Raw genomic sequence first — 23,045 nt, forward strand, 5'->3', positions numbered from 1 at the left:
TAAAGATGATATTTAGAACAGAATTACCATATAATCCTAATTCAATTAAACTTGATTACAAAAGTAAAATTTTTACTATAGGTTCCTGTTTCGCCACCGAAATTTCCAATAAATTATCTCAGTATAAGTTTTCAGTGTTTCATAATCCTTTTGGTGTTATATTTCATCCTTTAGCTGTTGAAAATGCAATCATGAGAATTTATTCCCAGGAAGAATATCAATCATCTGAACTTTTCAAATATGAAGAATTATATTTAAGTTGGGATCATCATTCTTCTTTTAATGATATATCAAAAGATAGGGTGTTATCTCATATCAATCAGAATATAAATTTAGCTAATAAGTTTCTTCAAGAGACCGATATGGTTATAATTACTTTAGGAACTTCATTTGTATACAAATTAAATCAATTTGATATAATAGTAGCTAATTGTCATAAAATTCCTAATACGCATTTTTCTAAATTATTATTGGCAGAACATCAAATAAAAACTTCTTTGAAAAACATCATTGAAATGTTGACGGATATGGGAAAGAAAAACATGAAGATTTTTTTTACATTAAGTCCGGTAAGACATAGTAAAGATGGTATGGTTGAAAATAATATAAGTAAATCCAAACTTTTATGTGCCATCCATTCAGTGGTCGAATCATACGATAATTGTGAATATTTCCCATCGTATGAATTTATGATGGATGATTTACGGGATTATCGTTTTTATAAAGAAGATTTAATACATCCAAATGATGTAGCTATAAAATATATATGGGAGAAATTTAAAAATGCCCATATTTCACCTGATGAATTTTCAACCATGCAAATGGTGAAAAAAGTAAACACTTCTTTACAACACAAAATTCAAAATACTCACACGATAGCCTATAAAAAATTTTTATATAGCATCGTAAAAAATATTCAGAATTTAGAGCCTCTTTTACCACCGGGTGCTTTTAAAGAAGAATATCAAGAATTAAGAAAAAAAATGAATGATTCTTATTAAGATAAATTAAAAAATATCCAAATTAAACAATGCTATTGATAGATAGTCATACCCATTTATATTCTGAACAGTTTGATCACGATAGAGAAGAAGTGATTCAAAGAGCCCTGTATCATGGAGTACAACGTTTTTACTTACCTTCAATAAATTCATCTTATTACCCTAAGATGGAAGAACTTAAAAATAAATATCCTGAAAACATGTTTTTAATGATGGGGCTTCATCCTTGCGATGTAAAATTAGATTCATTCGAAAAGGAGTTAGCCTTTATTGAAAATAAACTTTCCGAGGAAAAATTTGCGGCTATTGGAGAAATAGGATTGGATTTATTTTGGGATACTTCGACTTTGGAAATTCAAAAGTATGCTTTTATAAAACAAATTCAATTAGCTAAACAATATAAACTTCCGATCGTTATTCATGTTAGAGAAGCTTTTAATGAAGTATTGGAAATCGTAAGAAAAGAAAAAGATGCAAATTTGTATGGGATAATTCATTGTTTTACGGGTAACTTAGAACAGGCAAAAGAGTTTGTAGATTTAGGCTTTTATTTAGGAATCGGAGGAGTTGTTACTTTTAAAAACGGAAAAATAGATCAGTTTTTAAAAGAAATTCCTATAGAAAAGATTGTTTTGGAAACAGATTCTCCATATTTGGCACCTTCTCCTTTTCGTGGCAAAAGGAATGAATCATCTTATTTAAAAATTATTGCCGATAAACTTTCAGATATCTATGAGATGTTGCCTGAAAAAATAGGAACTATAACCTCTGAAAATGCCAGAAAAATTTTTAAATTATAACAATAAATAAAACTCTATTAATATAACTGCTATGGTTACTAAAAGATAATAACATTCTTCGGAAATGAAATATAGTTCTTATGAAAAGAAATAAGCTCTTTGATTCATTAAAATTCGTATTAATTTTCTTAATGGTTTATGGACATACCTTGCAATATAATAGCGGGCATATGGCGGATACGATCTTTGGTTTTATTTATACCTTTCATATGCCATTATTTATTTTTATATCCGGTTATTTTTCAAAAAATATTACTTGGGAAAAATATAAAAAATCTTTTATATCATTAATAATTACTTTTACCATATTCCAATTTATTTATTCATTTCCTATAATTTTTACAGGATTTAAAAATTGGATAATTTTTTTTATTAAACCCAAAGGATGGTATATCATTGGATTATTAGTATGGCGTTTTTTATTTTTAATTGGAAAAGATAAGGTTTCAAAAGGTTCTTTTTTACTAATCTCTTTTTTATTCCCTTTGGGCATAGGATTCTTAGATTCCGAAATATTCATGTTCAGAATACTTACCTTTTTTCCTTATTTTTTACTCGGCGCCTTTTGTAAGGAAGTCAGTATTGTAAGGATAAGAAATATCAATAAATTATATACAATAATTTTTTTGGTTATAATACTTATTAGTATTTACTTCATTGTAAATAGAGAATTTTTGATTTCTTTATTTGGGGAAGATCCCTACATAAAAAATTATAATACCCGATATGAAGGGTTCTTATATAGGATCTTAGCGTATGTTTTAGCAATAACGGTTTCAATTGGAATTATAAATATAATACCGGATACCCTGGGTAAATATGGTTCTAAAACTTTGGAAATTTACTTGATGCATCACATTATTTTAAATTTTTTATATGTTGGATTATTTCCTCTATTGAATTTTAACCCTGACATACTATTAAATTTAGGTGTTACAGCTATAATTGTTATTACTTGTTTATATTTGGCAACATTTAAAATTGTTAAATTTATAATGTCCCCATTAGATTATTTAAAAAAATCATAGTAAATTGATAACTAATTAAAAAATCAATCCTAAGGGTTATTTATTCATAATTTTTGGTTGTTGTTGATTTAAAGTTAAACCAATAAATTCGATTTTTATTTAAATATCAATAAATAAAAAAAAATCCGGTAGTTGTTACCGGATTTTCATATTTTTAATATAATCGTATTAAATTTTATGCTTGAGCTTCAGTACTAGGTTGTATTGAAACATAAGAACGATTATTTTGTTTTTTTCTAAAAACTACTACACCATCTGTAAGAGCAAACAAAGTATGGTCTTTTCCCATTCCAACATTATCACCTGGGTGATGAGTTGTTCCTCTTTGTCTCACTAAGATGTTACCTGCTTTGGCGTCTTGACCACCGAAAATCTTTACTCCTAATCTTTTGGAATGTGATTCTCTACCGTTTTTGGAGCTACCAACTCCTTTCTTGTGTGCCATGCTTTAATTACTTTATTAAATTAATCTTCTGCTTTTACTTCTTTAACTTCCGCTTCTTTTTCTTTTTTAGGAGCTGCTTTTTTTGCAGCCTTTTTAGGAGCTTCTGCACCACCTATGGAAACAATTTGAATTTGAGTAAATTGTTGTCTGTGACCGTTTTTTACTTTGTAACCTTTTCTTCTTTTCTTTTTGAAAACAATTACTTTGTCTCCTTTTACTTGATCTAAAACTTTAGCGACTACTGTCACTCCATTAATAACCGGGGCGCCAACTGTTACAGAACCGTTATCGGTAAGCAATACTTTGTCAAAAGTTACTTCGTCGTCAATATTTGCTTTTAAACGGTTTACGAACAATTTTTGGTCTTGCTCAACTTTGTATTGAAGCCCTGCTATCTCTACAATTGCATACATAAAATTTTCGTTTTTTTGAACTGCAAATATAATGATTTTTTTCAGAACAAAAATGTAAAATGTATAAATATAAAAAAGTGATAAATGTACAATACAAAAAATACAATGTTTACCTTTGTATTATACAAAATTTATACGCGTATTTTACATGACAAGAAAAGCTCTAAGAATAGTCTACATGGGAACTCCGGAGTTTGCTGTAGCTCCTTTAGAAGAAATAATAAAATCCGGATATGAAGTAGTAGGAGTAGTAACTACTCCTGATAAACCGGCAGGAAGAGGACAAAAAATGGCTGAATCAGCCGTTAAAAAATATGCAGTAAGTCAAGATTTGACTTTGTTCCAACCCGCAAAAATGAAAGATCCCGAATTTATAAATCAGCTTCAACAATTAAATCCGGATGTAATCGTTATTGTAGCTTTTCGTTTATTGCCTAAAGAAGTTTGGTCTATTCCAAAATTAGGAACTTTTAATTTACATGCATCCTTATTGCCTCAATACAGAGGAGCTTCACCTATTAACTTTGCTATTATCAATGGAGATAAAGAATCGGGGGTTACCACATTTTTTATTGATGATAAAATTGATACCGGTGAAATTTTGTTGCAAGCTAAGATAGAAATTAATGATTCCGATGACGCCGGAATTTTACATGATAAACTAAAAAATTTAGGAAAACAATTAGTAGTAAAAACTCTTGAAGGCCTTTCTGAAGGAACATTAAAACCTCAAAAACAAATTTTAAAAGAGGGGGTTGAATATAAATACGCTCCTAAATTATTTAAAGAAGATTGTCAAATACATTGGGATGCACCTTTAGAAAATATACACAATTTAATAAGAGGTTTAAGTCCTTATCCTGCTGCTTTTACCCATTTGTCGATAAATGGAGATTCTAAAATATTAAAAATTTATAAGGGGCATTATAAAATTGAAAAACATATTCTAGATATTGGAACTGTATGTATTGAAGGCAAAAAAACATTTAAAATTGCAGCCGCCGATGGATTCTATTTTTTAACTGAAGTTCAATTAGAAGGAAAGAAAAGAATGGGGATTTCAGATTTTATAAACGGATTAACAATAAAACATAATTTAAAAGCTAACTAAAATAATATATGGATTATAGTAAGTTAAAACTGGTAGTTACAGATATGGATGGAACACTGCTTCATTCAGATTATACACTCAATCAAGAGTTCTTTACAATATATGAAAAACTGAAAAAGTTGGATATAAAATTTGTAGTAGCAAGTGGAAGACAGTATGAAAGTCTCTTAGGGGTTTTTGAAAAAATTAAGAATGAAATATATTTTATTGCTGAAAATGGAGGAAACGTAGTACATAGAGGAAAGCAGTTATTTATCCATGAATTGGATCAAAATGTTATCCATGAAGTAGCCCAACTGATACGTCCCTTACCCGATACTCAGATGCTTTTATGCGGTATAAAAAGTGCATATATTGAAGAAGGATTTTCGGAATTTGAAAAACAAATAGCTCCCTATTATCCTAAAAGGAAAATTATTCCGAGCTTTCAGGAGCCTATTGATGATCAGATAGTCAAAATGGCGATATACAACAGTGTAGGTTCGGAAGAAAATATTTTGCCTTATGTGAAACACCTTAGCGAAAATTACCAAGTAGTTGTATCAGGTAAATTTTGGCTGGATATTTCCGTTAAAAATGCCGATAAAGGATTTGCTTTAAAAGAAGTTCAAGAAATATTAAACATATCTAAAGCAGAAACTATGGCTTTTGGAGATTTTTTAAATGATATAGGAATGATGCAGGAAAGCTATTTTAGTTACGCAATGAAAAATGCACATCCTAAATTACAAGAAATATCCAAATTTAAAACAGATTCCAATGATGAAGATGGGGTTTTAAATATTTTAAAGGAAGTAATAGCGCAAAGGGAAAGATAATATATAGAAGCCTAAGTCTCTAAATGTTCCGAATATTTGGAAATAGGATCGTTATTTAATAATAATTCTGAAAAGAAATTATGAATAAGAAAACAGTTGAATATACCGATCGAATTCAATAGTTGTTTTATTAGTAACTCTAAATTATCAATTTTTAATAATACATATTAATTTTTTAAATAATTAAATAAAATGAAAAGAAAAATACTTACCTTATTACTGGTTATTTCTTTTATAGCGAAAGCAAATGTAGTAATCGGTACCCATTGTACAGTTTTATCCGAAGAGATTGAAAAAGAACCAACGTTGGAATCCGTTTTAAATCATTATTACGTTGCTGTGGCCGGCAGTAAAGAAAAATTACAACAAATAACCACTTTGATTTCTGAGGGCAAAATAACATTTGCTCAGTTGCCGGAACCTGCTGACTTAGAAATTAAATATAAAGCACCTAATAAATTTGTATCTAAAATATCAATCATGGGTCAAACCATTATTAAAGGTTTTGACGGGAAAAAATTATTTTCAAATTTACCTGCAACCGGTGAAAAAGATGAATTAAATGAAATGAAAGTTAAGAAAGGGATTTTTTCAGAATTGTATATTACCAAAGATAATGCGGTGTTAGACGGTAAGAAAAATTTAGACGGTAAAGAAGTATATAAAATCACGGTTACAGAAGGAACCATTAAAACTATTCTTTATTTCGATGTAGAAACGGGATTTAAAGTAAAAGAAGAAACTTTAAAAGAAAATGAAGTTGTATCAAAAGAATATTCAGATTACAAAGATTTTGAAGGATATAAGTTCTCCACCAAAATAAAAACCAAAGTACCTGGTCAAACAGCGGTTCAAACGATAACCAGCTATAAAATAAATCCTAAATTAGACGATTCCCAGTTTAAACTATAAATATAAAAGAAGAAAAGGCCTTTTTAAGGCCTTTTTTATTGTGTTGTGTCAGTTCAATCATTGGATTGGTGTTTGTATTGGGAGGGCATTACAATTTCATTACCATCGCGTTCTGCATAAAAATGAGGCGATAAAATTTCAATTCCTTCTTCATGAAAACGATCCATAATATTTTTATGAAGATTTGAATAAACTTTAGGCATAGCCAAATCCCGATCCGTATAGGCGTTAATCTGATAACAGCAATAGAAATCTTCTAATTCTTTCACCAATACAAATGGAGCAGGATTTTTTAACACTCCTTCTGCATTAGTAGCCGCTTCAATAAGTAAATCTTCCACTTGTTTGCGGGGAATATCATAACCCACCGTAATATCTGAATATATTATAATTCCGTAATTTCTTGCCGAAGCGCTATAATTAACTGTTTGAGAAGAAAGAATAAAAGAATTAGGAATAGTAATCAATTCATTTTTTGAAGTTCTAACTCTCGTTACAAAAGGTGTTTTTTCTACGACATTACCAATCGTATCATTTAGCTTAATTTGATCTCCGATTTTAAATGCACGCATATAAGTAATAACCAATCCGGACATTAAGTTTCCTATTACGGTAGTAGATCCTAATGATATAATAAGACCGATAAATACGGAAATTCCTTGAAAGGCGGGAGAATTAGAATTAGGAAGTAGAGGCCAAATCATAATAAACATAAAAGAATAAAGTAAGAATCGAAGTATGTTGAACGTTGAATGCGCCCAATCCGGATAGAAACCTTTGATTTTAATTCTTTCCTCAGCTATTTCTCCTGAAAAATATTTCAATATTTTTATTATGTATTTGAAAATTAAGTATATAAAAATTATCTTGACTAAATTGGGAATATAATGTATAATGGTATTTCCCATATCTTTAGCAAGATTTCCCATAAAAGTAAACATGTGATATACATATTTTTCTGTTTCAGGGAAAATCGAAAATATGATAAAAATAGATATAATTAATTGGACAATGATAAATGAATATTTGGTAACTTTTGTTATAGAAACCAATAAAACTTCCTGTCGATCATTCGTAAGAAATTTATTTGCTTTGAATTTCTCATTAATTATTTTCTTGAGGCGACTTTTAATTTTTATAAATAATTTTTGGGTAAAGTATATGGCAATTATTTGAGCAATAATGACTAAAAATAAAATTAAAAATGACTTAATTTTTTGTTGAAGACCATATTTGGAGTGTAATTCAGATATTTTTTTGGAAATAATTACTGTATATTTTTTGGCAAGATCTTGACGAGTAGTATTTTGCCATAAACCATCTTGATCCGATAAAGTAATTATAACCTTGTCTCCGGACATAATATCTGTAACGTATTCGGTTTCATACATGTATATGGAATCGGGTTTAAGCTTTAGTTTTTTTCCTTCCGCTATTATCACTTCCTTTACCTTACTTGCCCGGTCTGCGGGCATTACGCCGCCTCTCCGAGCATATAAATTGAATAAAGTATCATTATCTATTACAACAGGATACCCTTTGGTGATCGCCCGTAATGAATCAATTTGTTTTTTTTGTAATGCTTTTTTTAGGGAATCGGTTTTTCCCATATTTTTCTTTTCATTTAGAAGGGCAATTTGACTTAATTTTAATTCCTGAACTTGCATTTTAAGTTCTTGAATCTTAAGCGAATCTTTTTTTTCTTTGGATAATAGGGAATCTTCGTGTATGTTATTCTTTTCATTAATATGTTGAGCATATATACCTATCGCTGTAAATAAATATAGGATAACAAAATATATTTTTCGGTTAGTTTTTCTCATGAGGTGGTTTTTATTGGCTTGGTGTACGTAATTAATTTTTAAATGATTTATGATAAATTTAAAGAAATTGATCTACTAAAGATTACTATTTAAGAACTATAATTTTAATACAATATAATAGTTTTTTTCTAATTTGATATATAATATAAATAGTAATAAATGGAATAAATATTTTATTTTAAAGCAAATAAACTAATAATATTTCAAAATAAAAAATAAATATTTAAGACAGATTATGATATATTTAACTGAATAAGATACAGTTATAATAAAAAAAGATTAATAAGTAGGAGAGGTGGATAAGATTAACTTAAATTTTCATAAGATTAGCTTAAATTTTCATTCAACAACTCTGCTAAATCTTTAACATAGATTTGAGAGTTTTTATTTTTTGATTGAAGACCGTCTGTAAGCATCGTATTGCAGAAAGGGCATCCCGTTGCTATTATATCGGGATTAAGTTGTAAAGCCTCTTCTGTTCGCTCAACATTGATATCTTTGATACCGGGTTCCGGTTCTTTAAACATTTGTGCTCCACCCGCACCGCAACATAAACCGTTTTGTTTACATCTTTTCATCTCTAACAAATTAACTTCCAAATGGGCTAACAATTCACGAGGAGCTTCGTACACATCATTAGCTCTTCCCAAATAACAGGGATCATGGAAAGTTATCTTTTTTCCTTTATAAATTCCTCCCTTAACTTTTATTCTTCCTTCATTTAAAAGAGAAAGTAAAAACTGTGTATGATGTAAAATTTCATATGTTCCTCCTAATTGAGGATATTCATTTTTTAGAGTATTAAAACAATGAGGACAAGCGGTAACAATTTTTTTTATTTCATATGAATTTAAAACTTCAATATTCATCAAGGCCTGCATTTGAAATAGAAATTCATTTCCGGCTCTTTTGGCCGGATCTCCGGTACAACCTTCTTCCTGCCCTAAAATAGCAAATTCAATATTGGCCTTTTGAAGTAAAGAAGCAAATGATTTTGTTATTTTTTTGGCTCGATCATCAAAACTTCCGGCACATCCCACCCAAAAAAGTATTTCAGGGGATTTTCCTTCTGCCTTAAATTCTGCCATAGTTTTAATAGGTCGATCCATATTTTACGTTTATTTATATAAATAAATTAAAATTATTCTTTAGTCCAATTGGCTCTATCATTTTGACTGAATTGCCAAGGGGCATTATTATTTTCAATATTGCTCATCATAGAATTTAATTCGCTAGGAGCAGCTGTTTTCTCCATTACTAAATATCTGCGCAAATCGATTAGTATGGAAAGTGGGTTTATCAATAATGGACAAGCCTCCACACAAGCATTACAAGTTGTACAAGCCCAAATCTCTTCAGGAGTAATATAATTACCTAAAAGTTGTTTTCCGTCATCTAAAAAATTCCCGTTCTTATCAATATTTCTACCGATTTCCTCGATACGATCTCGAACATCCATCATGATTTTTCTTGGAGATAATTTTTTTCCGGTTAAGTTTGCCGGACAACTTGATGTACACCTTCCACACTCAGTGCAGGTATATGCATTCAATAATTGAATCCAAGATAAATCAGTAGCGTCACTGACTCCGAATTTTTCAGGTACTGATTCTTCCGTTGATGCTTGATAAGGATCAGCATTGGGATCTAATAATAATTTTACTTCTTTAGTTACAGAGTCCAAATCATTAAGTTGACCTTGTTTGTGAAGGTTAGCAAAATAAGTATTTGGAAAAGCAAATAGGATATGTAAGTGTTTGGAAAAATATAAGTAATTTAAAAAAAAGAGAACCCCGATGTAATGAAACCACCAGGCTGATTTTTGCATTATATACAAACTTTCAACTGAAAAAGTCGAAAATACGTTATTAAAAATGCAATTGCTTACAGGAAAAAATCCGCATGGATATAAAATACCTTTTTTTTGAAGAGTAAAATCGGCAGCATTCATAATGAGCAAAGAAAGCATCATTAAGAACTCAATAATCAAAATAAGATTTCCGTCCATATGCGGCCAACCCAGCAAATCTTTGGAATTAAGCCTTGGAACTTTGAGTATGTTTCTACGTATAAAAAATAGGGTTACCGCAATTAAAACAGAAAATGATAGAATATCTACCGTTCCGGTTGTCAAATTATAAAGAGGAGAGGGGAGAATTTTTCCGAAATACCGATGGGTTCCGCAAATACCATCAACAAATATTTCAATTAATTCTATATTTATGATGACAAATCCTATATATACAACAAGATGTAAAATTCCGGCAACCGGACGGGCTAACATTTTCCCTTGCCCAACGGCTATACGTAAAACTAATTTCCATCTTTTGATGGGATTATCCGAACGGTTTTCTGCTTTACCTAATAATATATTTCTTTTTATTTTAAGGATATTACGAACAAACAATCCAATTCCTGCAAATGCAAGAAGTAAGAATATGATGCTCTGTATGTAATCCATAAATTGTGTATTAGTGGATATTCAACCCTTATAATATACTATATTATTTGGCTGTTCCTTCTTGTTTACTCTTTTTTCCGCCACCTCCGAAAATTGAAAAGTGAACGTATCTTTTTGGATTGGTTTTTAAATCATCCAATAAAACACTTAAATTTTTAGAAGCTTGAGTTAAGTTAGTATATAAACCGGGATCATTCATTAGTTTGCCCATTGAGCCTTCTCCCGAATTTATTTTACCGGATATTTCGTTAAGATTATTTAACGTTGATTCTAATTTTTTAACGGCAACATCTAAATCTGCTTTATTGATTTTATCAGCCATCATTCCATATTTTTCAACCGTAGTATTGGTTGTGACTAACATTTTATTAGCATTATCTATAGCTAAATTAATTTTTGAAGAATTATTAGCCAGTAATTGGTTCGTCCCTTTACCTAATTTATTGAATTCTGCTATAGCTTGATTTAAATTTGCTAAAGAAGATTCTATATTTTGTCGATTTTTTTCATTAAGAAGTTTATTAGTTGAAGCTAGAGTAGAATCCAGTCTTAATAAAACTTTATTGGCATTATCACTAATTGGTTTTATCTTTTCTTCGGCTAAATCCATTAAGCCCGGCAATAAACTTCCTTTCAAAGTATCTCCTGTTTTTGCTATTTCTGCTTGATCTTCAGCCAAAACCAAGTTAATTTCTGCACCGTTCATAAAACTGGTAACTATTTGAGCAACTGAGTTTTTAGAAAATTGATAATCTTTGTCAACATTTATTGCTACAATAAAGCTTATATTTTTTGTTTTGGTAGGTACAGGAATTATAGATTCCACCATTCCGACTTTTAAGCCGTTTATATTTACATTTTTGGATTTAGATAAGCCTTCTACTTTATTATATTTTACATAATAGGTGTTTTGATTTGTAAAAACGTTTTGCGCTTTTAAAAATTTAAACAACCACCAAAAGGCTAATAAAGTTACAATTACTATTATACCCGCTGTAAATTCCTTTCTTGCTTTCACTTTTAAATTTTGAATAACTTTTCGACAAATATAAACAATTAATAAAAATTCTATTCTTTTTTTTAAGTTGAAGATGCATAAATCAGATATAAATAGAAGTTTTGAAACCTTTTTAGCCTAAGCATTACTAAATTAGTAATTTTTTAATAGATTGAGTATTAATGGTATAAATAATTTGAGATTAAAAATAGTTTAAAAAATGAAAAAAAAGTTTGCAGATAAGAAAAATCAATTCTATATTTGCAAACCAATTTACAAGAAAGACGTTAATTGAAGCGCGAAAATAGCTCAGCTGGTAGAGCACGACCTTGCCAAGGTCGGGGTCGCGGGTTCGAGTCCCGTTTTTCGCTCAGGTTTGATAATTAAAATACTAAAAATACTAATGCCCCGGTGGTGGAATTGGTAGACACGCAGGACTTAAAATCCTGTGGCCATTAGGCTGTACGGGTTCAAGTCCCGTCTGGGGTACTCAAGGACCGTTAATCATTTTGAAGTTCAAAATATTAGCGGTTTTTTTATTATTAATATTCCCCATATATCCCCCGAAATAGTTTAATAGTATCAGTTTCCAAATTAATCATTATATTTTCAGCAATAGAAAAAAGTTTTTCTTCTCCATTTACAGTATGTATTTTGTATTCCATATTGGAAACAATAAGTCTAATTTAAGATAAAATTCATTTTGTTTTTGTAATTTTATCTATAATTTCAATAAACAAAATCTCTTCTTTGGATATATGCCTTTTATCAAAATGTAATTTTGTATTAGTTTGGATATAGCTTTTAAAAAATATTGAAAACTTTCTACTGAATGAGATATAATAAAAGGACTGAAATAAGAATAGAACTTTTTTATATTTAGTAAAAATCTGATATTTTAAATTATCCATAATCTTTAAACCTAAAAATGTTCAAAGATTAGTAATAAGCTAAAATAAAAAAAGAAATAAGCATTTAAAAAGGCTTTAAATGGTCTAAGGGTTTAATCTAAGGTTTTTTTAAAATCCTGAATTTAAAGAAGATAAACTAAAAAAAATATTACCTTGTTGTAAATTTTTTCAATAGTTCTTTTTTACCTCTTATATTTAATTTTTTATAAATATTTGACATATGAGCTGAAAAAGTTTTTTCTGAAATATGCAATTGTTCGCTTAAGTCTACATATTTTATATCAGGATTTTCAACGACAATTGTAAAAATTTCTTTTTCTCTAGGGGTTAAATTCAGAATTTTACCATTAGAAGATAAATCTTTATCATATAAATAATAAGAAATCATTAAAAATAAAAATCCAAAAGTGTATAAACTCTGTTCTACATCCTGATTGTCTCCTAATATGAACATAACAATAGGTAATGAATATATACTGAATAACCCTATTATTCCTGAAATAATTCTAAATCTACTTTTTTTATCATAAGTAACTTTCCATTTTTTTAATTCCTGATGACTGGTATTGAAGAAAATTATTGTAATAATAGTTAGTGGAATTATCAAAAATATTTTCCTGGATAAAACAAGATTATTTGTAATAGTATAGGGAAGTATAAAAAGAAGTATTAAACTAAGACTTGAAACTATTAGTATAAAATAGAAATTTATAAACTCAATGACTTTAATATCATATTCAGTGTATATATAATAAAAATAATATATTGTTGTGCTTAATCCTATAACATATGCCAATATATTCTGGGAAAGGATATTTATTTTCAAATTATTATCTGGCAGAAGTCCAGATGATAAATTATTTAATAGGATACATACTGATAGTATAAAAAATTTTATATGATATTTCTTATATTTTTTTTTTAGTAATACAGGAATTAAATTAATAAAAGCGATACATATATAAATGAATGTACAAAAATGAATTTCAGTTCCGAACATTATTAATATCTATATATAAAAAAATAAAAATCAAATCCAAAATCTTCTTTATTCACACAATATATTTCAAACCCATTTTTTTTATAAAATTGAATATTTTTTACTGTTGATGTCTCTAATACAATAGCTTCTTTTTTTCCTTTATAATATTCTATAAGCTCTTGTAGAAAATCAGTACCTTTCCCTTTTCCCTGCTGTAAAACATCAACTCCCAGAAACCATAGTTGAATAAAATCAATGTTTTTGGGCAGTGTTTCATGAGTAATCCTTTCTTTTTTCACTACTTTATAGGCATTTTTTAATCCACTCACACAACAAGCAAATTTAATATCCCGTATAAGGGTTCCTAATGTAGTTTTCTTTTTTTTGTGATCTATGAGTATTGCACAGGCAGTTTCTTTTTCATTTAAAAATATATCTCCGAATTTTTCACCCATATATATAGAATAATCCATCAAACTTGAAATATATTTTTCATTTTTTTGTTTTAAAACAAAATTTACAGATTTATTATTTACAAAAGCTTTTGTTAGTATGTGGTTAATTTTAGTATAATTTTCACTTACTGCTTTTTTCATAAATCAAATTTATTAATGATAAGAATAATATAAGAGGCTAATTTAAGATAAATTTTATTTTATTTGAATTTTATTTTTATTAATAAGTTTATTATTGGGATTTAGTAAAATTCTAAAGAAGTTAATATTTTTAAAGTTATGAGTATAGAGATACCTATGTATCTCTTACCATTTTGACCTTCAATATTATCTTTATTATAAACATCAAGAATATAGGTTTTTAAATTTTGGAATTTAGAATTTATCCCTGCATAATCCACATCAGAAACAGGTTTTTACCTTCTCTTTTGAATCATACAATTCTTTCTCAAAACAATAATATTAGTGGAGGTTTCTGAATCTACCACAGCCCTATCTTATAATCAGAAATATATTGAAGTAGGGTCTACTCTTCCTTTATTAGTTAATAATAAAATAATTAATTTTTAACACTAAATTGTTTTTTATTAAGATGATTTAAATTAGCTCATTAAGTAGTTTAGTATTAAAAAAAAAGGTATTTATAATTATAATTTTTATATTAGTTAGTTTTAAAATATTATAAATTTTATAATTTATTTATAATTTCAATAAACAAAATTTGCGTTTTGGATTTTACTTTTTCACTTAAATCTGATTTTCTATCGGAACGGATATAATCTTCAAAAAATTGTGCAAAATATCTACTAAATAAGATATAATAAAAGTTTTTGAAAATAAATAAAACATTTTGTATTTATTAATCATTTAATATTACACATAATTTTTTTATTTTAATTTATATTACATATGTTAAAAATATACTTTATTAAAAAATAAATTTTAACTTAATTTAAATGTTTAAAAAAATTTAGTTCTTATGTATTTAGTTTATTTTAAGTAAATTTACAAAAATTTAATCCATTAAGAATATTTATCTAATAGTTCCTTTTTTCCTTTAACATCTAATTTTTTATAAATATTAGACATGTGAGAAGAAAAAGTCTTTTCTGAAATAAAAATTTTTTTACTTAATTCTAAATGCTTTTTATCTGGATTATTTAAAATTAAATCTAAAACATCTTTCTCTCTTTTTGTGAGAGTGCCAAGATTAATTTTATTTTCATAAACTTTATTCCTTTGATTTAGGAAAAGATAATCAATATACATAATAAATATACCTAAAGAAAAAAAGGTCTGTTCAATTAGTTGATTATCACCAAACAGTAAGATTGTTATTGGAAGAGAAGTTACACCTAAAAGTCCCCCTATACCACAAGCTGTATGTATTTTAAGATATAAATTATTATAATTTTCAAATTCCTTATATTGCTTATAACATGTAGAAAATATTGACAAAATTAATGTTAGTAAAGGGATTTCTAAAAATAATTTTCTAGCTGTATCTAAGCTTTTGGTGTAATTGTAAGGTACTATAAATAAAAATATAAAACTTATGCTGATTATATAGCTTAAACTAGTTATTGTAAGGGGTCGGATAATATTTATATTAAATTCTATTTTAATATAAAAGAATGTGTAAAATGCTACAATAATTCCTACTGACCATGCAATAATGTTTTGAGTTAATAAGTCAATAGGAAAATGTCTGTCTGGTAATAATCCTTCTATAATGTTATAAATTAATCCAAATAATAGAAGAAGCAATAATCTAATCTTATAACTAATATTTTCTCTAGTTATAGTATTAAATAAAACTTGTATTATCAATATTAATAAAACTAAAATGTATATGAATGTACTAAAATAAATTTCAGTATTAAACATTTCTTAATTTGAGGAAATAAAGAGGATAATTGAGCTCATGTGTTTCATGGAAAACGGTAAATCCTAAATTTTTATAAAATTTTATATTTTCGGGAATAGTTGTTTCCACATAAATTAAATCTCCTTTATATCTTTTAAGGGTTTCATTGATTAATTTACTTCCTATCCCTTTGCCTTGAAATTTGGGTCGAACTCCCATTAACCATAAATGCTTAAAAGGTTCTTTAGGATGATACTTTTTTAAAAGATTTTCCCTTTTCAGGGTTTTAAAAGTATTCTCAATGCCTATACATTTAAAAAGAAGTTTAATTTCCCAATTAATCTTTTGTAAACTGGAATATATTTTATCAACATATAATACACAACCATTTTTGTCATCACTAATAAAAACTTCTCCATATTTCATTGACATTTTAAATTGATAATCCATTAGAGCCATTAATCTTTCATGCCTCTTATGGTCTTTTTTTATCGTGAAGTTAATTGAATTTGGAATAAGTACATTAAAGAAAGCACTATGTAATATTTCAAGAGCTATATCTTTTTCTTGTTTTGTTACTTTTATCATTCTATTATAATAGCATAAAATTAATATTTAATGAAAACTAATTATTACTTATAAACATGATAGCTAATTTAAGATAAAAACTAAAATTAACTCAAATTTTCATTTAAGTTTATTTTAGTTTTAACAAATTTTATTAATATATATTTTCATAAAAATATAAGAAATAGTAAGCTAAAAATCTCATGTTTCAACTTGTATTGGTGGATAAAACAATGATTTTCAATAAAATGAAGGATAAAATGTTGGCTTTATTTTTAAGATAATAAATTTTAACATAATCTTTATTTAATATAAATAATTTAAATTTTATACTTATTGATACTTAATATTTTTTCTACTTATTTTTTAAGAGATAAAAAATAATATGAGATATATATTGTGAATAATTTATCTATTATATGATAATTATTTTAATTATGAAATTACGGTAACAGCCAAAGGTTAAATTTCTTACATTTGAAGTAAATAAATTCGTAATCAGGGTTTATTAACACTAAAATTCTATAACGATTTACTTATTCAATGAGTAAATAAATTTCAAATGCCAAAAATGTATTTTTTTTGGCATTTGTTTTTTTAATAACTATAATAGTTGCTTTTAAAATTAACGTAGCATATTAATAAATTGTCAAATTGTATATTTTATATATCTTTCTCTTCATAGATAAAAATTCAAAACATATTATAAATTAGATAGAGTAATAAATATCACGAGGAAAACGATAATTCTCCCCGTGATTTAAAATATAATAAAAAAATAAAATACTTAAAATAAATTAAAAGAGTTAAATTTTAATAAATCTTTTAACTGCAATTAATTTATTGTTACTGTCATAAATGAAAATCAAATAAATTCCTTTATTCCAAGAATTATTGGTTTCAATAATAGCCTTGTAAGTATGATCCGGTAAAGTTTGGTAAAATTCAGATTTACCAAAAAGAGAGACAATATGATACCACTTAAAAGGAATATTAGATTCAAGGGTAAGGTTATATAATACAGGATTAGGATATAATTTAATGCTAGCATTAGCAGGATATACCATCCATTTTTCAGAATGATTATCCTTACCTTTGTTGCCGTTAGTATCCGTAACTTTAGACAGGTCTATAACTAATGAATAGTTACCATCCATATAATTATATTGTTTTAAGCCTTGAACAGTAAAAATAGTTTTATCTTCACTATAGGATATAGTTACATTATCTAAAAGTATTGTTTCAGAATTACCTTTTCTAAGATAAATGGCCTCCTTAGTAAAATTCACCGGCATATTAAATTGAATAGTTACTTTATCCACAGGCTGTCCGTCATTAAGAATACCTGAAACGTTAATTACATTAATTTTGGGAGATTGAGTCCAACTGGCTTCTTTTCCTGTTGTCCCTTTATTTCCGTTAGCATCTTCAATATTATTGGTTAATACACGGAATCTGTAATACCCAAACTTCATAGTTTTAGATCCAATATACACGCGATAGTTTCTTTCATCGATTTTATTTATTGTAATGCTTGAGTCGATTAAATTTTTACCACCCTGGCAAGACAAATAAAGATCTTTGTAAGTAAAAGTTGCAGGATTAATAGGAGTATTGAATTTAACATCTACATAATTCAAGCTTTCAAAGATAGTTTTTTCAGGAACATGAGTAATAGCCTCTACCCTCACCGCATTATTTTTATTGATTTCCCAATAAACGGTGTAGATAGCACTATGTATAGATTCAAATTTATCGATAACATGTAACTTATTTTCATAAACAGGATCCGCATTATCATGTAGTGTACATTGGGTTAACCAGAAGTTATCCAACGGAATAATCACACCATCATTACGAACTATCTTAGTAATCAAATATTTACCGTTCCAAGGATCATTGATTAAACCATAATTCCATCCTTCTTTGGAAGGGGTAATTTCAATTTGAGATACAATAGAATCGGGATTTTTATCTATAATTACTATATTTTTAGTACGGAACACTGGCTCAGTTCCACCGCTAGATAAGAATAACGAGTCAGGAAAATCTTTTATATCTTGATTATCATTAACTAAGAAGTCATTAATGCCATCATCCTGATTACCGTATACTCGGATACTTTTAATCAATTCATGAATTTTAATACCACCTACTAAGCTAAGGTCCGGATTACCAAAACTATTAGAATGAGAAATTTTTGCTTCGAAATCTATAAAATGACCTAAAAGGGAGCTGGTAAACCACCATTGTCCAACCGCAGTTTTACCACCTTCTATAGTTCCGAAATCGATATTGGTAATTCCCAATTGACGTTTTTTACCGTTTAAGTTGGAACCAATAATATCAAAATCAATAGCTAATCCTTTTTGATTATCAACAATTTGTGGTTGAGCTGAACTAACATGTACATTTTTAGCCGTTCCCATTCCTTTATTGTGAATAATAAGACCCAATTCAGCCGGGATGATAGGTTCAATGTCTTCAGTTAACGGATCATCCCCGAAAATGTTTCTCTGCATAAAATAATCTAGATAAATTTCAGGACTAGGATGGACATCCAAAATAGATGGGAACAATTTAACCGTAGTTACTTCATCAGTCAAAGGATTGGTATATGAAAGAGTACCGCCAAAAGAATATGATTTCTTTTGATTAGGAGCTGCCTTCTTGGTAGGAATAAATAAAATGGAGGCAAAACCTTTTTTGCCCGGGTCTAAAGATCCGGTACCATCAATGGCGGATAAATCCGTAAGAGATTTAATATTAATTTGGAAAAGTTCATTAGCTAAGTTGCCTTGATCATCTCTAATTTTTATATCAAGCTTAATATTAGTAATCTCTTTTTGTTGGCTACCATTAGTTAGAGTAAAATTCCCTTCAAAAGCTTCTCTTGTCATAACCATTTTTTGCTTAATGTCTAATGAAACTTTAGCACAAACGGAATTTTGTTTGCGAGTAAAATATTCTTTAGCTTCTTTAAGCCTGTCTGCATATAATTCATCTATAGAATCATATCCTCTGGAACTTACATATTCTTTTATAGAAATCATAGTTTTCAAATATTCATTAAGTTTCGTTTTATTTACTATGTCAGGATAATTATCATTAGGAGTATAAACTCCATTATCCCAAGCTTGAAGAGTTAAATTCCATCGAGTAAAAAAGTTATCCATGGTAGAAGAGCTTATATCAGAATTAGCAAAAAGGCTTTTGATATTGGCAATATCTTGAGGTGTAAAAGGTTTATTGTCACCTAAGTGAGCAGCAGTTGCATTTGCGAATTGTAAAAAAGAAGAGGAATTCATAATTGAATTACCATAATATTCAGCATAATAACTATTTACAGTGTTTATAAAATTAAGTATAGCTTCCATATCATTAATCTGAATCTTGTCTGAGCCAGATTTTTGAAACTTATTTATAATATCTTCTAACGCACAATTAAAAAAGTCATATAAAGCTACAACACAGCTTATACCTATACCAAATTTACTCGGTTTTTTTTCTAAGAAACCTATCAGGCAAAGTATTATATTTTTAGTATTTACTCCTGAAGTTATAAAACTATAGGCGCAGCCTATATATGGAGGAAGTGGGTTACAACTTATAATTGCTCCACCAGCTTCAATAAGGCATGGAGGTAAAGGGGTACAGCCACCCGATATAACAATAGGAATAAACCCACCACTTCCAGTACTCACGCTTCCATTGGATAAATCCAAATGCCCCGAAGAATTATTGTTATTGCAACCTGGGTTAATATGGGTTATCTTGTATGAAGATTTTTTAACTGTAGTGTTACCGCACTTGTATTCATAAAAAACTTTAACATAACTTATGCAGCCATTATTTTTGTTAACCTTATCATCGTTTTTATCCTTATTACTATTATTATTATCTGAATTATTATTATTATTATTATTATCATTGGAACCATTGTTGTTATTGTTGTCTTCACCATTTCCATTGGAACCATTGTTATTATTATTGTTGTCTTCACTATTTCCATTGGAACTATTATTGTTATTGTTGTCTTCACCATTTCCATTGGAACCATTGTTGTTATTGTTGTTTTCACTATTTCCATTGGAACTATTATTATTTGAATTATTCATACTCATTACTACCGGTATTTGTATAGCCGTTAAAGCAGGAATGTTTACTTTATTAACTAAAGGGGTAAATACGTAATTATTATATGAATCAAATTGAATTTTAGCATTTTCTGCCGCGATAAGTCCTTTATTGGTTAAAGTAACCATAAAGCTGTACGTATTACCCGGTTTAAGATCCGGTAAGGGTTTAGGGAATTCCATAATAACCACCGGTTGAGGAACATTGGTTTCATAATCAACTTTTAAATCGATATCATATTCATCTTCAATTTCTGTTGGAGTTACCTCCCAGGTATATGAAACCCCCATGTAAGAAATAAACACCCGTTGATTATTGAGTTTACCGGCGTTTATTAAAATATTATTTTTATAACTTTCATGCTTATCAGCAGAAACAGAAACGGTATAATATCCTTCCGGAATACTATCCAATTTATACAATCCATTTTGGTCGGTTAATCCTTCGCTCAACACCTTACCGGAAAATGGATGTGAAATAACCACTTTAGCATTTTTAACATGAGGTTTACTAGGTGTATTATAAGAATATTCGTCAACCACATCCACCCATAAAGATCCAACATTTTCAGAAACAAGCTCAATGTCAAAAGGAATTAATATTGAATTGGCTTTTTCAGTATTTACGGCTATAGAGCCTTTGAATGGTGAATTCAAAGGAAGATCCGACTTACCTGTGAGCTCAATAGTAAAGGTAGCAGTTTGTCCCGGCGGTAAATTATCAATTGAAGCAGTGGCCGGACTTAAAATTCTGAACCAATCCTCAGAAGGTAAAGAAAGAGAGATTTTGCCCGTATTTTCTTTTCCGGAATTAAAAAGAGTATATTCAACCAAACGTTTTTTACCTTTAGTTACAGTAATATCTTTAGGAAACTTTTTCACCTCCAAATAAGCTTTACCTGTAGTAGCGGTAAATTTAGCGGAGAATTCAGCCAAATTACCTTCCTCTGCTTTAATGTCGAAGGCTGCAGACTCGTAATTATCAGTCAATGTAACCTTTTTAGCGTTAAGCTTGTATTTTAAAAAAGCTGATTTACCCGGTTCTAAAACGGTCAATGGTTCAAAAGAAATAGAATAACTATCGGAATTAACTTTAGGATGGACAGTAATAGTATGTAAAGTAAGATGGGTTTTATTTTTAACTTCAATAGATCCTTCTACAGTATTGTTTACTATCCCTTTAAATATAATATTGCTGTCGATAATATCTATACCTAGAATAGTAAAATCAGTTTGCGCTGCAGAAGTAGAGATATCAGGATGAGAAGCTCCCACTTGATAAAAACCGAATTCTTCATCAAAAGGGGTGAAAGTGTAGGTAAACTCACCTTTGGTATTAGTTTTAGCAAAAAACTCCCTTTTTGTACCTGCAGTAACTAAATTAATTTTAATATTTTTATCAATGGCAGGGCTTTTATCAGCCAACCGGGCTTTACCATTAAAAATTATTTTTTCCCCTCTGGAATAAATGGATTTATCTAAGGGGTTTATGCTCACTTTATATTCAGGTGATAAATGTATTTTTCCTGCAAAGCTTGAGTAATCTTCCAATGGGATATCCGCTGAGTCCTTAGGAATGATCACAGCAAGTAAGAAAAAATTACCTAATTTATCAGGGAAAGATATTGAGGTAGTAAAAGAGATTTTATCCTTGGCAGGTATAGTTTCAGAGATAGAATGTTTAGCAAGTAAATAATCGTTATCATCCCAACGATCATCCTCAGATAAAAAATAAGCTACTTCACCACTATAATTAGCTTCGGATTTACCCTTATTTTCAAGAGTAGTGGAAACTAAAAAAGGGGTATTAACCGGGAAATCTGAATCGGGTAAATTTAAAGAAATAAATAAATTGGCTTCTTTAAATTGAAAATCTTTCCATTGATCGGCTTTTGCGTATAGTTGACGAGAAGAATTAGGAACTTGTAACAAACAGTTATTTTTATCAACCCCATAAAATACATTTTTACCTAAATAAGGCGGAGTTGTATTGTTACTGGTAATAGAAACTAATTGTTTAGCACCATTAAAAGCCTCCGTATCAATTTTTTTTAGCGATGCAGGTAAAGTTATTTCTTTTATTAAAGAATTATAAAAAGCCTCTTGTCCGATAGTTTTTAAATTTTTAGGAAGGGTAATAATACCGTTAAACTTAGCAAAAGACAAATAAGGTAAAGTTTCCAGATGGTCGGGAAGTACTACTTTGCCCTTAACACCATTAAAAGCATATGTACCTATATTTTTAAGATTAGAGCATTTAGAAGCATCCACGCTGATATTATACGCATATTCAAAAGCTTCTTTAGAAATAGTTTCCA

17 protein-coding genes and 2 tRNA genes are annotated in these 23,045 nt (G+C 28.5%); 8 read left to right on the forward strand and 11 right to left on the reverse strand.

Annotated features, from left to right (window positions below; translation table 11 throughout):
• The first annotated feature begins 5 nt into the window (after positions 1-5).
• From GFV00_RS07230 to GFV00_RS07240, 3 genes are all read left to right on the forward strand, one after another.
• The gene (locus GFV00_RS07230; protein ID WP_160557476.1) at positions 6-1,001 is read left to right on the forward strand and encodes a GSCFA domain-containing protein; all 996 of its coding nucleotides are present in this window, start codon (positions 6-8) and stop codon (positions 999-1,001) included.
• Between the two features lie 29 nt (positions 1,002-1,030).
• A complete protein-coding gene (locus GFV00_RS07235; RefSeq protein ID WP_160557475.1) occupies positions 1,031-1,801 on the forward strand; it encodes a TatD family hydrolase in 771 nt (256 codons plus the stop codon).
• A gap of 80 nt (positions 1,802-1,881) precedes the next feature.
• Positions 1,882-2,829 carry an acyltransferase family protein gene (locus GFV00_RS07240; protein ID WP_160557474.1) on the forward strand — a complete coding sequence of 316 codons (948 nt, stop codon included), beginning with the start codon at positions 1,882-1,884 and terminating at the stop codon, positions 2,827-2,829.
• 175 nt (positions 2,830-3,004) lie between these two features.
• Here GFV00_RS07240 and rpmA read toward each other — a convergent pair whose 3' ends face one another.
• Together rpmA and rplU are read right to left on the reverse strand one after the other, a co-directional pair.
• Positions 3,005-3,274, reverse strand: a complete 270-nt coding sequence (gene rpmA / locus GFV00_RS07245) for a 50S ribosomal protein L27 (protein WP_160542760.1) — start codon at positions 3,272-3,274, stop codon at positions 3,005-3,007.
• 20 nt (positions 3,275-3,294) lie between these two features.
• On the reverse strand, positions 3,295-3,687 hold the full coding sequence (gene rplU / locus GFV00_RS07250) for a 50S ribosomal protein L21 (RefSeq protein WP_105297179.1): 393 nt from the start codon (positions 3,685-3,687) through the stop codon (positions 3,295-3,297).
• Between the two features lie 148 nt (positions 3,688-3,835).
• Here rplU and fmt point away from each other — a divergent pair, with 148 nt between their 5' ends.
• From fmt to GFV00_RS07265, 3 genes are all read left to right on the forward strand, one after another.
• On the forward strand, positions 3,836-4,798 hold the full coding sequence (fmt, locus tag GFV00_RS07255) for a methionyl-tRNA formyltransferase (RefSeq protein WP_160557473.1): 963 nt from the start codon (positions 3,836-3,838) through the stop codon (positions 4,796-4,798).
• An 8-nt stretch (positions 4,799-4,806) separates the two neighbouring features.
• Positions 4,807-5,616: an HAD family hydrolase gene (locus tag GFV00_RS07260; protein ID WP_160557472.1), complete on the forward strand. Its 810-nt coding sequence runs from the start codon at positions 4,807-4,809 to the stop codon at positions 5,614-5,616.
• A 192-nt stretch (positions 5,617-5,808) separates the two neighbouring features.
• A complete protein-coding gene (locus GFV00_RS07265; protein ID WP_160557471.1) occupies positions 5,809-6,528 on the forward strand; it encodes a hypothetical protein in 720 nt (239 codons plus the stop codon).
• 53 nt (positions 6,529-6,581) lie between these two features.
• Here the strand turns inward: GFV00_RS07265 and GFV00_RS07270 are convergent, their stop codons facing one another.
• From GFV00_RS07270 to GFV00_RS07285, 4 genes are all read right to left on the reverse strand, one after another.
• Positions 6,582-8,351 (reverse strand): mechanosensitive ion channel family protein, encoded by a 1,770-nt coding sequence (locus GFV00_RS07270; protein WP_160557470.1) that lies wholly within the window; start codon positions 8,349-8,351, stop codon positions 6,582-6,584.
• Positions 8,352-8,677: 326 nt separating this feature from the next.
• On the reverse strand, positions 8,678-9,460 hold the full coding sequence (locus GFV00_RS07275) for a (Fe-S)-binding protein (protein WP_160557469.1): 783 nt from the start codon (positions 9,458-9,460) through the stop codon (positions 8,678-8,680).
• A gap of 32 nt (positions 9,461-9,492) precedes the next feature.
• Entirely contained in the window at positions 9,493-10,812 is a 1,320-nt protein-coding gene (locus GFV00_RS07280; RefSeq protein WP_160557468.1) for a (Fe-S)-binding protein, read from the reverse strand.
• Between the two features lie 43 nt (positions 10,813-10,855).
• The gene (locus GFV00_RS07285) at positions 10,856-11,830 is read right to left on the reverse strand and encodes an MlaD family protein (protein ID WP_160557467.1); all 975 of its coding nucleotides are present in this window, start codon (positions 11,828-11,830) and stop codon (positions 10,856-10,858) included.
• A gap of 277 nt (positions 11,831-12,107) precedes the next feature.
• On the opposite strand from GFV00_RS07285, the gene GFV00_RS07290 reads away from it, so the two are divergent.
• Together GFV00_RS07290 and GFV00_RS07295 are read left to right on the forward strand one after the other, a co-directional pair.
• Positions 12,108-12,180 (forward strand) — tRNA-Gly (locus GFV00_RS07290).
• A 34-nt stretch (positions 12,181-12,214) separates the two neighbouring features.
• Positions 12,215-12,298, forward strand: a tRNA-Leu gene (locus GFV00_RS07295).
• Between the two features lie 570 nt (positions 12,299-12,868).
• On the opposite strand, the gene GFV00_RS07300 is transcribed toward GFV00_RS07295, so the two are convergent.
• From GFV00_RS07300 to GFV00_RS07320, 5 genes are all read right to left on the reverse strand, one after another.
• Entirely contained in the window at positions 12,869-13,327 is a 459-nt protein-coding gene (locus GFV00_RS07300; protein ID WP_160557466.1) for a helix-turn-helix transcriptional regulator, read from the reverse strand.
• 395 nt (positions 13,328-13,722) lie between these two features.
• Positions 13,723-14,298, reverse strand: a complete 576-nt coding sequence (locus GFV00_RS07305; RefSeq protein WP_160557465.1) for a GNAT family N-acetyltransferase — start codon at positions 14,296-14,298, stop codon at positions 13,723-13,725.
• 882 nt (positions 14,299-15,180) lie between these two features.
• Positions 15,181-15,924 (reverse strand): LuxR C-terminal-related transcriptional regulator, encoded by a 744-nt coding sequence (locus GFV00_RS07310; RefSeq protein ID WP_160557464.1) that lies wholly within the window; start codon positions 15,922-15,924, stop codon positions 15,181-15,183.
• A 112-nt stretch (positions 15,925-16,036) separates the two neighbouring features.
• A complete protein-coding gene (locus tag GFV00_RS07315) occupies positions 16,037-16,612 on the reverse strand; it encodes a GNAT family N-acetyltransferase (RefSeq protein WP_160557463.1) in 576 nt (191 codons plus the stop codon).
• A 785-nt stretch (positions 16,613-17,397) separates the two neighbouring features.
• On the reverse strand, positions 17,398-23,045 hold a 5,648-nt coding region (locus tag GFV00_RS07320), incomplete at its 5' end, for a leucine-rich repeat protein (protein WP_160562697.1).

Origin of the sequence: Apibacter sp. B3935 (genome assembly GCF_009827705.1) — a bacterium.
In the GTDB taxonomy this organism is placed as follows: domain Bacteria; phylum Bacteroidota; class Bacteroidia; order Flavobacteriales; family Weeksellaceae; genus Apibacter.